At 37.5% G+C, this 12,881-nt stretch carries 14 protein-coding genes; 5 read left to right on the forward strand and 9 right to left on the reverse strand.

Going from position 1 to position 12,881, the window contains the following annotated elements:
• Positions 1-10: 10 nt before the first annotated feature.
• From ACIQXH_RS07055 to ACIQXH_RS07085, 7 genes are all read right to left on the reverse strand, one after another.
• A complete protein-coding gene (locus tag ACIQXH_RS07055) occupies positions 11-1,174 on the reverse strand; it encodes a thiolase C-terminal domain-containing protein (protein WP_402872846.1) in 1,164 nt (387 codons plus the stop codon).
• A 35-nt stretch (positions 1,175-1,209) separates the two neighbouring features.
• A complete protein-coding gene (locus ACIQXH_RS07060) occupies positions 1,210-1,626 on the reverse strand; it encodes a MaoC/PaaZ C-terminal domain-containing protein (RefSeq protein ID WP_402872843.1) in 417 nt (138 codons plus the stop codon).
• Positions 1,627-1,697: 71 nt separating this feature from the next.
• Positions 1,698-2,156, reverse strand: a complete 459-nt coding sequence (locus ACIQXH_RS07065) for a MaoC family dehydratase N-terminal domain-containing protein (protein WP_403080112.1) — start codon at positions 2,154-2,156, stop codon at positions 1,698-1,700.
• 6 nt (positions 2,157-2,162) lie between these two features.
• Positions 2,163-4,355: an acetate--CoA ligase family protein gene (locus ACIQXH_RS07070; protein WP_403080114.1), complete on the reverse strand. Its 2,193-nt coding sequence runs from the start codon at positions 4,353-4,355 to the stop codon at positions 2,163-2,165.
• A gap of 353 nt (positions 4,356-4,708) precedes the next feature.
• A complete protein-coding gene (locus tag ACIQXH_RS07075) occupies positions 4,709-5,365 on the reverse strand; it encodes a CPBP family intramembrane glutamic endopeptidase (RefSeq protein ID WP_403123253.1) in 657 nt (218 codons plus the stop codon).
• Between the two features lie 310 nt (positions 5,366-5,675).
• The gene (locus ACIQXH_RS07080) at positions 5,676-7,727 is read right to left on the reverse strand and encodes a helix-turn-helix domain-containing protein (protein ID WP_403080119.1); all 2,052 of its coding nucleotides are present in this window, start codon (positions 7,725-7,727) and stop codon (positions 5,676-5,678) included.
• Positions 7,728-7,957: 230 nt separating this feature from the next.
• Positions 7,958-8,224 (reverse strand): hypothetical protein, encoded by a 267-nt coding sequence (locus tag ACIQXH_RS07085; RefSeq protein WP_402992035.1) that lies wholly within the window; start codon positions 8,222-8,224, stop codon positions 7,958-7,960.
• Positions 8,225-8,438: 214 nt separating this feature from the next.
• On the opposite strand from ACIQXH_RS07085, the gene ACIQXH_RS07090 reads away from it, so the two are divergent.
• A complete protein-coding gene (locus ACIQXH_RS07090; protein WP_403080121.1) occupies positions 8,439-9,767 on the forward strand; it encodes a polysaccharide biosynthesis protein in 1,329 nt (442 codons plus the stop codon).
• 220 nt (positions 9,768-9,987) lie between these two features.
• On the forward strand, positions 9,988-10,179 hold the full coding sequence (locus ACIQXH_RS07095; RefSeq protein WP_402872824.1) for a DUF3934 family protein: 192 nt from the start codon (positions 9,988-9,990) through the stop codon (positions 10,177-10,179).
• A gap of 207 nt (positions 10,180-10,386) precedes the next feature.
• On the opposite strand, the gene ACIQXH_RS07100 is transcribed toward ACIQXH_RS07095, so the two are convergent.
• On the reverse strand, positions 10,387-10,752 hold the full coding sequence (locus tag ACIQXH_RS07100) for a DUF948 domain-containing protein (protein ID WP_402872821.1): 366 nt from the start codon (positions 10,750-10,752) through the stop codon (positions 10,387-10,389).
• A 105-nt stretch (positions 10,753-10,857) separates the two neighbouring features.
• Positions 10,858-11,232 carry a DUF948 domain-containing protein gene (locus ACIQXH_RS07105; RefSeq protein WP_402872818.1) on the reverse strand — a complete coding sequence of 125 codons (375 nt, stop codon included), beginning with the start codon at positions 11,230-11,232 and terminating at the stop codon, positions 10,858-10,860.
• A 210-nt stretch (positions 11,233-11,442) separates the two neighbouring features.
• Here ACIQXH_RS07105 and ACIQXH_RS07110 point away from each other — a divergent pair, with 210 nt between their 5' ends.
• From ACIQXH_RS07110 to ACIQXH_RS07120, 3 genes are all read left to right on the forward strand, one after another.
• Entirely contained in the window at positions 11,443-11,772 is a 330-nt protein-coding gene (locus tag ACIQXH_RS07110) for a four-helix bundle copper-binding protein (protein WP_402959511.1), read from the forward strand.
• Positions 11,773-12,019: 247 nt separating this feature from the next.
• A complete protein-coding gene (locus ACIQXH_RS07115) occupies positions 12,020-12,343 on the forward strand; it encodes a hypothetical protein (RefSeq protein WP_402959509.1) in 324 nt (107 codons plus the stop codon).
• Positions 12,344-12,615: 272 nt separating this feature from the next.
• Positions 12,616-12,822, forward strand: a complete 207-nt coding sequence (locus ACIQXH_RS07120; RefSeq protein WP_402873212.1) for a YqaE/Pmp3 family membrane protein — start codon at positions 12,616-12,618, stop codon at positions 12,820-12,822.
• Positions 12,823-12,881: the final 59 nt, after the last annotated feature.

Consider the following 12,881-nt stretch of genomic DNA (forward strand, 5'->3'; position numbering starts at 1 on the left):
TTTTTCCCTCCTAGTTTCTAAGAATCATAGCTCCTGCGATATCAGGACCAGCCCAGCCAGTACATATACCTATTTCACAATTTTCCACCTGGCGATCTGTCCCTTTATATTCATGTCGGACTTGTCGAACAATTTCCAATACGTTATTCATCCCATGTGTATAGCCTTCTGATAACATTCCTCCAGCAGTATTCGATGGTAATTTCCCACCCATCCGTAAGTTTCCTTCGGCTACAAAATCCCCTACTTCGCCTCGTGGCGCGAATCCATAAGCCTCTAATTGACGTAGCACCACCCAGCTATAACAGTCATAAATGGACGCAACCTGAATATCTTCGGGTTTAACCCCTGCCATTTTATATACTTCAGGTGCAACATAGTCAGAAGCGACTTCATCTAAATTGTTCCAATAATGGGCATGTGACACACATTGCCTTGCAGATAAGCCCATGATGTAGACTGGTTTAGATTTACCATTTTCAGCTCGCTCTGCTGAAGTGACGATGATTGCATTTGCTTCATCTGATTCCATGCAGAAGTCGTGCTTATTGAATGGGTAACTCAAATATGGTGTATTTTTATATTCTTCCATCGTTAACGGTTTCCCGTAAAAATATGCTTTTGGATTTCTTTGGGCATGCTCATAAAAGCTCGTGCAGACATGTCCAAGATGCTCCTGGGTCAACCCGGTTTCATGCATATGGCGAGTCGCAAAAAGTCCGAACCACTGTGATGGGCTACCCGCTCCGTAAGGAATGATAAAGCTCCCACCTTCAATGGCCGATTGGAGCAGATTCACATCCCAACCGCCCCCGCCCATTCGGACGCCAGATCTCCCATTCATAGAGCGGTAGATTAATACCGTATTTAATTGACCTGTTTCAATTAGACCAACAGCATCAGCAATTAACATCTCCGTGCTGCTTCCTCCACCCATAATATCGTTTACATATTTCGGACGAACGCCTAAATACGTGGCTAACTGATGTGAAGTGCAAGAATCATGTTCGGAATAACTCATGAAACCATCAATATCTTTCGCTTGAAGACCAGCATCATTCAATGCTGCCCGTGCTGCATCCAATGCCAAATGAAGGGGCGTTGTTCCAGAATTCTTGGATCGTTCACTCTCCCCAACTCCGACAATGGCGTAGCGATCTTTTATACTTCCCATAAAAAAGCCTCCCTTTTGATTTCTAAAGCAACCCCCTATTGAAATTGCAAGACGACTTGCCCTGATCCTACAACATGCTCTGGTTCTTTTTCTGCAATAAGATCCAGTTTGACAAAGCGTTTTCCCTCTTTCTCATACACATTTTTCACAAATGCTGAACAGGTAATTTGGTCTCCGGGTACAGTGATAGCACCGAATCTCATTTTAAAGTTCGTTGGCATAGCGGTATCGCCAGCCAATTTCATTACATATTCCCCTAGAAAGCCCATGACCAGCATTCCGTGAGCAATCACCCCTTGCATTCCTACTTTTTTGGCAAAGTCATCATCTGTATGGAGCGGATTGAAGTCCCCTGAAGCACCTGCATATTTGACTAATTGAACTTTTGTTACACTTGGCTTGGTAAGTGACTTGAGTCTTTGTCCTTCTTGTAAGCCTTCATAATTCAACATTTCCCTTTACTCCTCTCATTGGAAGTCTTCCTTTTGCTCCAATCGACTATTTATAAGCAATTATTCCCTACTTAAACTGTAGATGATTTAGCTTTTAAGGGCCTATAGATAATATTCGTACGGCTTATCACAACCAATTTACCCGTTTCATCTTTGATTTCCGTATCGAGAACCACGAACTGCATAGGCCCTTTTTTTCCTTCACGTTCATACACATCAGAGACCTTCATCTGGCAATATAGTGTATCCCCCGGACGAATTGGGCGTTCATAGATGAATTCCTGCTCACCATGCAGCATTCTTCTTTGATCGAGCTTTAGATCCAAGTTTTCTCCACTATCTTGCCCTATTGCTATAGGGAAAGTGGGAGGAGCAATAATGCCTCCATATATTGTTTTTGCAGCATACTCTTCATCGATATATAAAGGATTAAAATCACCGATTGCTTCGGCAAATTGCCGTATATGCCTTTTTTCGACTTCAAATACAAATTGATTTCCAGTTAAACCCTTTAAATAATCCAACTCCATAGTTTGCTACCCCCTAATCGTTGTTTTCACTTCAGATTCGTTACCGATAACAAGCATCGCATCCGCTGCTTTAATTCCATCTCGATAAACAATTAGAGGATTTATATCCAGCTCTTTGATGGAATCTTTATAATCAGTGACCAAGGCTGAAACCTTTAGTAACACATCAATAATGGATTCGATATGAACCGGATCTTTTCCCCGCGTTCCTTTAAGGATGGCTTTTCCCTTGATCTCTTCAATCATTTCATGAGCATCTTTTCTCGAAATTGGCGCAACCCTAAGTGACACATCTTTGAAGACCTCTACAAATATCCCTCCCAGACCAAACATGATAACAGGTCCAAAAACCGGATCATTATTAACCCCTATAATTACTTCCACACCTTCGGGGAGCATTTCCTGTACGGAAATTCCATTGATTATAGCGTCTGGTTTATACTTCAGTGCATTACGGGTTATTTCATTGAAAGCTTTTACGACTTCTTGTTCGTCTTTCACATTCAATCGAATGGCATCTGCTTCTGTTTTATGTGGAATATCAGGGGAATCCACTTTTAAAACGACTGGGTACCCCATTTTTGTTGCAAAATTTGATGCTTCTTCAGCTGTTGTAGCTAAAGATCTCTTTGTAGTTGGAATTTGATAATGATCCAATATAGCGCTTGCTTCTGATTCACTCAGTGTCTTGCCAGCAGGCAATAGTTTTTCTATATCTTGCTTCTCTATCAACTTAGGAATTTCAAGTTGTTCAAATGCATGTAACTCCTTATTTTTTCGATAATATTCACTGTATTCGACTAATTTAGCAAATCCTCTGATTGGATTTAAATTACCCGGTACAACAGGAATTCCATTTTTAACAAGCTCTGCTGTGCCTTGAGGAATGGACATGCCTACCAGTGGGAAAGAGGTAATGAATATGAATTTGTCGGAAGCTTTACAAAGACCTATAAACTCTTTTAACAAAGGATGATCAGCATCCCAATAATTAGGAAACTCAGTGAAAATAATATTATCTACTTCAGGATCTTCAATAAGAGCCCTTAATGGAGCGATAAATAATTCTGGATTGGATACAGAGGCAGCAGCTGTTAAATCAACTGGATTGGAAGCGCTTGCATAAGTAGGAATATTAAGCATGATTTTTTCCTTTGTTTTTTCACTTAGAGGAATGATGGTAAGACCATTTGCTTCACAACGGTCTGCTTCATTAATGCCTCTTCCTCCAGAACTTGTGATGATTACTGTATTTCTTCCTTTAGGCAACTTGTTGGAAAGAAATAACTTTGAAAAAGAGATGATATCTTCATAATCATCAGCTCTGACAATACCGGATTGCGTAAAGAATGCATCATAAACATGATCCGAACCAGCGAGTGAACCAGTGTGAGAAGCAGCAGCTCTACTTCCTGCTATACTTCTGCCTGTTTTCATGACAATAATTGGTTTATTTTTGTCCAGTGCGTCTTTAGCCAAAATTCTTAGCTTTTCTGGATTTTTAGATCCTTCCAAGTAACCACTTATTACGCTTATTTTTGGATCATGGATCATATATTCTACGATATCTGCAAACTCGGTTTCCATTTCATTTCCGACACTCACAAAGTAGTTAAAACTTAGTTCATTCTGTGCAGCAGCCATGTATGTTAATACACCAAATGCCCCACTTTGCGAGACATACCCCACACCTTGTTGACCATCCAACGGAACTGATAATATCGCAGGTGAAAACGTCCCGATTAATCCATTAGACAAATTAACTAACCCAACGCAGTTGGGACCGACTATTCGAATACCATTCTTTTTGGCAATCTCTGTGAGCACCTTCTGCTTTTCAATGCCTTCCTGTCCAGTTTCAGAAAAGCCCGCAGAAAAAATGATGGCCGCTTTAACATTCTTTTTTGCACATTCTTCTAACCCTTGCTGTACTTGTTCGGCATTTAAACAAAATATGGCCAAGTCAATATCGTTTGGTACATCCAATAAGGAAGGGTAACATTTTAATCCTTCAATCTCCTTCGCTTTGCGATTGATTGGATAAATCTCTCCGATAAATTCCCCATCCAAAAGTGTCTTCACTTGTAGATTACCAATCTTATATTTATTCGCAGATGCACCTAGTATGGCTACAGACCTAGGATTAAATAAAGGATCAAGCGATTGATTTGAAAGATCTAGTTGATTTTCATTTGTCATACATTCTCCCCCAACCTCGTAATGTATAAATCATTTCTCTGTTTTCATCTTACATGTAGAGAAAAAAAGATAAGAAAATTAACTATCGCTAAATTCATATAAACATTAGGAGGTTAATTCATGTAAAACCTTTCATTTAACCTTGATGCAGCAAGGGATACAAGGAGACACTAAAAAAATTACGTTCTATATAACCCCGACTATGCGTGGGGATAGCCCCGACATCTGAACAAGATAAACGCTTAACTTTTTAGTTTGAAATAAAAAAGGAAACCCCGTTTAAGGATTTCCTATATAAACTCTATTAAATTTTTTCTACTGTTCCTTGGTGATACTTGAATTCGTACCTTTTCTTAGTTCAATAGGAAACCACTTAAAACCATAAGAATATTAAAAATAAAGTGCCAAAGAATCGAAGGAATCACACTTCTGCCTTTGATAGTAATCCCTCCATAAAACATTCCTCCAATTGAAAAGGCAATGCAAGTAACCCATGGAATTCCAAGTGAATAATGTTGCAATCCAAAACCCAAACTTGTTAGTACGACCGCCCATTTTTCACCTAATAGTTCTGAGAACCGATTCAGCAGATTACTTCTCCAAATAAGTTCTTCTAATACAGCATTTGTTATTGAAAATATGATGGTGAGTAGCCACATTTCTTTGATGGCGAACCAACCATTTTGAATAATGAAAGGTGTAAAGACAATAGTATTAACGATTAATGCTATGAATAGAAAAAACTTAACACTCGTTCGGTGAAAACCGGACCATATAAATGGAAAGTAAATCAGTTCATTCCATTGTGGTTTTTTCAAATATGCTATAAATGGAGACTTGGAAAAGAAAGATAAAATGAATAAGGGGACCAAAATTAGAATTAATGATACTCTACTGAAAAGTATACGTAATTCCTTTGTTTCAAACTGTACCGTCCAATGAGTAATTGCATATAAATAAGCGGAAAATCCAACTCCAAATAGAATACTTGTGATAATAAACGATTTCATGGATCTATCGAAAGTTATAAAAATAAAAATAGACGTAATTAGCCATATACCAATAAGTAAATAATTGTTTAGTTGTAACGATATGATAAGGGATACAAATATAAATAATGAAGCGATATGTTTAAATACATATGACAATATGAAACATTCACCCCTCCGAAAACAGTAGTTGCATTAGGGCCAAATCCCTCCTGCTTACTTCGGGGGCTATAGTCCAATTCCTTCCCTTTTATTAGAGTGTAGTGTAGGTATTGGACTCTTTGGCTCAAAGGAATTTAATGAGCGGAATTCGGCGTTTTAACCACTATGTTTAATGAACCGTTTCATGTTTTTCCAACCATTTTAGCATTTTCATGCGAATTTTTTTTGATGGGATTTTAATTCCCCTCTCAATATTACTAATGTAAGGGGCAGAAATTTCTAGTTCTTCTGCCAATTGATATAGGGTAAGATTGAGCACTTTTCTAGTGTTTCTTATTTGCTTACCAATTTGTTCATTCTTTTGGTTAGAATGTTTTTGTTCCGAATCATCAATAGGCTTTTTTTTCTCAATTGAGCGATATTGATCCTTAATAATCTCCGGAGGTTCTATTAAAATCATGGAATTCAACCAAATATTCGCCCATCCTTTAAAATCCGCAATAGACTCGTCCCACTTTTCATAATGCCATGATGCAATTACTCCATCATCAAGTAACTTATCCAAAGCCTTTTCAAAACGTTCTCTCGTACGCGATGGAGTTCGAATATTTATCTCTTCCCCAATAGATTCCAAGAGCGTACTTGTTTTATTTGGCTGTAAAAAGGTTCCTTTTCTCGCTTGTGTCCTCCAACGCCAGCTTAAATATCTAGTAAGTCGTTTCTCCCACAGTTGTTTATAAGGGTTATATTGCAAAGCTTTAATTGAAAGAAGTGCAACCTGCCTGCCAGATCCATTCAAGAACTTCGCGAAAACCCGATCAATTGTAAAGGAAATCTTTTTCTTACATGTTTCCTCCGAAATGGAGTATTCTTCCCCCTTACGGTCGATAAAAGTAAATGTCCGTCCTTGCAACCTTGTATGAACTGGTTTACCTTTTTCGTAGACGATTGCTTTTTGGATATTAATCCATATGCTCTGAATATTTGTAAGCGATTTCAAAACTTGTTCTCGTTGTTTCGCTTCATATCCCCCTCTTCGCCCATCTCCACCAAGTTTAGGTTTTAAGCCTCTTATGGATAGTAAATCACTCAGGTGAATTTCTATAATTTCTTCATTGTTTCTCGCCTTGGATAAAAACAGGCTGCAAAGGGCATCGAATACATCCACATCCGCATCCGACAATAATTGTACTCTGTTCCATGCTTTGTCGACTATACTCTGTTCCATATTTAGAGAGTGGTTGAATATAGGGATAATTTGTATAAATCCTTCTGTGTTTCCACGTAGAATAGGTGTGGATGGCCATGGGGCATTTCCGATTTTTTGAAAGTTCTTTTTATAAATGGCGTCTCTGACAGACTGGTACGGTGCACTATTCATTACCAGTAAGTGGTCTTGGATAGTAAAGCTTGAAGAAAAATCCCTGATATTTGTTAATAATAAATCAGGTGTTCGAAAACCATCTTTCTTAATACAAAGAAACTCTTCTATTTTTTTTACAGAACAAGATTCCAGATTGAAATGAATGATGATTAATTTAACCCATTCTTGTACATAGCCATTTACGATATCTATTAATTTCAATACAAAATCGGTGTCTTTAGCGAATTTATCCGTAAGTTGTTGATAGAATAGTTTATTCAGCTCATCATTATCCAGTCTTGCCAAATGATTAGTGCCTAACAAACCAGCAATTTCCTCAATGATCCAATCCTTTATCTGATTTCTAAACCAACTATAAAAATTGACCCAAACAGTCTCCTTAGCCAAAAAGGTATCTGTTTTTAATTTGTTTTCCATTTGATAAATGGAATCTTCAATTAATTGTTTATCATTAAAAACAGCCTCGCTTTTTGAAGACAACTTCTCATATCTGCTTATAAGGTAAAACACAACATTCTGTGCTATCTGTGAAACGGTTTCATTTCGTGCTGTAATCCTTAGTTTAAAAAACAACTCTTCATTTTTTTTGTATGCCTCTTCCCAAATAACAAAAGATGTACTAAACCCTTCTTTAAATGTTTGAAAACCTGTCCGGCCTTTAGCCTTATGAATGTGATACATTTTATGAAAATCATTATATTGGTTGTTTGATTCATAGATGCAAAGCACCAAAAAGTTATTTATTTTGTTTGACCAGGGAAGAGTTGGCATGTTACCACTCGACTGGCTATTTGGTCTTTTTGTTTCGTTTTGCTTACCATCTATATTTTTTTGCATGAATACCTCCCCATTGAAATACGTAACCGCTCAAGATTTACTATTAAGATATATAAAAATGAGATGTATAACATGGAGCTAATGAAAGAGCAGGTAATACCCATCCTATTACATATATTCAATAAGCATTAACTTTACCCTTCTTTTGAACTAGAGTAATTAAAATTTTCTTGCCTGATTGCTTATATAAGAAAACGGATCAAAATAAAAACTCCTCAATTTAGAGGAGTTCATTCTTGTGAGAATTCTTTTAATCTAGGTAAAATAGGCACCAATATTTCATTTGCTATGTAATCCGTTTCTAAACCGATAAACTGTTTTCCGTCCAATTCAACAGATCGGGCATACTCGGGATTGTTACAGAATATGAACGAGATAATTCCATTTTCTTCAGTCATGTCAACATATTTGAATGAAATATGATTTTGGGTCAAACAGCTTTCAAATGCAATACATAATTCGTCTAGGTTCGAATGGTCAATCGCTGAAAATTTCATTTTTAACATCTCCTCTGAATACAGGATAGCAAAATATTAGTTAGATTACAAAGGACATAACATAGTTACTTTTACACACTTTATCATCACCATGGCTACATGCTGTCATTTTGAACTGTATGGATAGCATGCCATGTCATGTCATCCTTCAATATGAATATTCCGGTGCCTGTCTCATATATTTATACAAACACCTTTTGAGGAGTGTGACAGCATGCAATCTTTTTATAAAGGAACGCTCATCTTGATAGTCGCAGCGTTTTTTGGTGAATGTATCGAGTTTTTTGTAAACATGATTCTCGCCAGGGAACTACAAGAGGAAGGCATGGGGCTTTACATGTCCATTTTGCCTGTATTCTTTCTGATATATGTAATTGCCAGTTTTGAATTGCATGTTTCGATTGCCAAGTTTGTCGCTGAAAACAAACCTGCATTACATTATAATTTACTGCTTCATGCCTTCAAATTGGCAACTGTGGTCGTGCTGATCATGTGTATCATCCTTCCTTTTATCCTTTCATTTTCTTCAATAATGGACGGGTTTCACCCATATATAAAATGGATGCTGATCGGTTTGATACCTATCGTCGCATTTTCCTCGATTGCAAGAGGTTATTTTATGGGTGTACAACAAATGAACAAAATTGCAATCTCAAACTTTTTAAAGAAGATTTTTCAGTTCGGCCTGTTGCTCGTCATCTTTAACTTGTTTCAATTTAACCAGGAAAAGTCTTTGCTAATGGCCTTTTTCGTATTGGTAGGAAGTGAATTTCTTGTATTCTTATACTTGATCAGCATACTGATCCTTCAAGTTCGGATCATGGGCCGTGGTACGAATTTAAGGACCACAGGTAAACATGCCCGACAAAAGCTTTTGGAGGTATCCCTCCCAACTATGGGACTTAGAATCTTTCATGCAATCACTAATGCCATTCAACCCTTTCTTATTCATGCTGCGCTTCTTTCAGCAGGGTTTGGTGCCGTTCTTGCAACCGAGCACTTTGGGATGTTAACGGGTGTCGCGATGACTATAGGTTTCTTTCCGGCATTTATTGCTCATTCTCTAATGATCATGCTTATTCCGACTGTATCGGAAGCTCACAAAAATCAGGATAAAGAAAAGCTTAGAGTCCTGTTACAAAAATCAATGTGGTTTACGGTTATGTATGGAGTCCCAGCCGTACTCATTATCTATTTATTTGCGGAACCTCTGACAGCACTCTTCTTTTCTTCCACAACAGCTTCTCTTTATTTGAAAATGCTTTGTCCTTATTTCCTTTTCCACTTTTTCATCATACCGATGCAAGCCTACCTCATTGGATTAGGTCTCGTCAAAGATGCATTCATCCATACCGTGTGGGCTCATATTGTTTCCTTTACCCTAATGTATATTCTTGGATCTCAAGCTGTCCTTAATATGGAAGGCGTTATCTTGGGTATGAATACAGGTGCTGTTTTAATTACATTAATGCATTACTTAACCATCTGTAAAAAAATCGGGATAAGCCTCTGGTTGACGAAATCCAAACAAAACGTTTATTAATAATGGATTGTTTGGACAATTTGGTCATTCAAAATCCCAACCATCTTGCTTAATGCTTGTACACGTAACCTATTTCCAGAAACTGATCTATAAGGATTTTGAAAAATATTTGTCCCTTTTCCTGTACTTATGTCGCTATTTGATGTATATTTCAACATACTTGGGTATTAATCAAGCAATGTGGTTTAAACTAAGCATAGACTATTAATGGAGTGATTTCATGAGCAAGGCTAAAGCTAAGAGTGGAACAGGTAAGGGAACAGGAACAGGTACGGGCAAGAAGGGTTGGAATCGTTGGAAAACGGGAGCCAATAAGAAAAAGAGTGCCAAGCCGTACGTAAGTAAGGGCGTCAAACATGGCAATGATTCCAAAGCCAATGGTAACGATTCGAGTAGTAAAAGCGAGAAATAATTAATCCACTTAATCGAGTGGCTACAAATAAACTTTCTTGTCTCAGATTCTAATACGGGTTATTCATTCAATTAAATCCATAGAAGAAGATTGGACAATTAAATAATGAGATTAATAAAGGAAAGACACTACCCAATTTGGAAGTGTCTTTTTTGTTCTATGAGGTAAATGAGATGTATGTAGAAAGAATAAGAAGAAGATTTTGTGCTATCTAATATTACTTTTGGGTTTAGTAGGATTGCTTTTTTTGGGTGAAAGCTTTGTATTATAGGTATTTGTAGCTTTTTTAACCGTATCCGTCACTGAATGAATGGCTTCCCCGACGTCTTGGGCCGAGTCGAATAATGGTTCCACTGTTTTGATCTTCCCTTTCACATCCACAGTGATATCGTTCGCTGTATGAATAAGTTGTTTTGATTCGGATGAAAGGTCCTGTATCGCTCCTCTCACATCAATCAATGTTTTATTTGCCTCCCCTAACGTCACCATCACTTTTTGTAATGTACCAATCAAGAAAACAACCAACCAAATGAAAGCCAATGCGATTGCTGCGACGCTATATTCCATAACCATGAAAAAATCCCCCTTAAACTCAAAAAATTCATTACATGCATATTGCCGTAGTTTAGATGTATATGTTAGTAATTCTCGGGGTGCATGGTCCTAATATGAAATCTTTTATTTGATTTTGATGTGTACTCCCTCTGGCTGGTTATTAGGAGCAGTCGGATTTGAAGGAATTTCTGAATCGGTCCTGCTTCCTTCTTTGATGGTACTGGTGACGTTATGAATCATTTCGCCAACATCTTGGGCCGATTCCAATAACGGATCTACATTACTCATTTTCCCTTTTACATCAACGGTAATTTGGTTCGCGGTATGGATTAATTGTTTGGATTCATCTGTTAACCCATGAACCGCCTTTCTTACCTCTTCTAGGGTTTTATTGGTTTCCTCAAGCGTACCCATTCCTTTTCGAAGCGTCTTGTTTAAATTATAAATCAAATAGACGACAGCTCCGGAAACACTAGCCACGCTTAATTTAATATACATGCAAGCAACCTCCTTTTCTTTAAATTTATGCACTAGCTTCCCTATTCATTCCGTTAAAAGATTTTGCTTGCCCTGTTCTTCTCAACCTGGATTTTTTGCTATGTTCGACTATGTCTGTACTTTATCTGTTTGGCTATTCATGTTTTGAAAATTGTTATTAAGGAAATAGATGTAGACAATATGAGATAACCATTAAGGAGGAACTTACTTATGTCACACGAAAATTATCAGTCAGTCATTCAAACTTTGCACGAATGCATGACTGCATGCAACCATTGTTTTGATGCTTGCTTAAAAGAAGAGAACGTAAAGATGATGGCCGAGTGCATCCGCTTGGATCGAGAATGCGCGGATATGTGTTCATACTTGGAACAAGCATTAGGAAGAAATACACCATTCGTTTCTGAATTGGCAGCTACCTGTGCTAAGATTTGTGAAAGTTGCGGGAATGAATGTAAAAAGCATGATCATGAACATTGTCAGAAATGTGCCCAGGCTTGCTTAACGTGTGCAGAAGAATGCAGGAAACTTGCAGCATAACTTCATATAAAGGGATAGGGTGCTCTATCCCTTTATAATTTTGTTTTTTTCTTCCTAATGATTGATGTTAATTTATTTAAACTATACTTTGAGTTGAAAGATCAAATAATATATTCTACCGAGGTTCATGCTAAAATTATTGGTTGGCATTTCACTTGAATTCTCATACTTTGCATCCCTCCATCCTCAAAGTTATTAAACTTGGCTATTTTAGGAATACTAGTCTTAAAACAGGAGGGTAATGTGCATGGCAAATCAAAAAGTTTCCGGTGAGAACGATAAGGGGAAAAAAGTATCAACTATAGATAAGAAAGAGAAAGAAAACGAGGTAACTCGACTCAATCGATTATTAGGAGCCGTCATGAGGTATTTATCCGACGACGAGCAAGAAGAAATTGACATCGAGTACTTATTGGAAAATACGGATGGTTTGAGGGAATGGTGGGATCAATACCGCGAGCTTGACCGAAAACGGGTTGAAGAAAAAATTAAAAGTTCCCTTGCAGAGCTTCCTGTTGAAGAGTTGGAATTAATCCTTGAACAGATACGTAATAAAGTGAATGGAGGCTGATTGCTCACTTCATTGAAATAACTAGTAACGCAAGTGGCTCTGTTTCATATATCCCTATCCTATGGATATGTTGTCCATATCTTTTTCTAATGGGTCAAATATCTTGGTTTCCCATTTCCCAGGCAATTCCCTAATCATATCAAGAACTTTCATTCGAAGGCTTTACGCGACAGTGGGACCTCTATAGAAAATTCCCAACCCCATTCATAGCACCGAAATAGGTTAAGTGTTATATTAGGGGTATCTACTTTTAATTTTGGAGAGTGATCAATATTCTATATTTAATCGCCATTCTTTTTCCTCCTCTAGCCGTCTTATTGGCCGGTAAACCAATTCAAGCCTTGCTTAACTTGATTCTCACCTTATTTTTCTACGTTCCAGGCCTAATTCATGCCATTTTGGTTGTTCATGACAAAAAAGCGGATAATCGAATGAAGCATCAAGCTGCCTTGATTGCAAAGTCCAATCGAAAAAAATGAATTCAACTCAAAAACCCCGTATATCTGCCACCATGTAAAGGTGTACCATATCCGGGGTT

Source organism: Peribacillus sp. NPDC097225, from assembly GCF_044761955.1.
In the GTDB taxonomy this organism is placed as follows: domain Bacteria; phylum Bacillota; class Bacilli; order Bacillales; family DSM-1321; genus Peribacillus.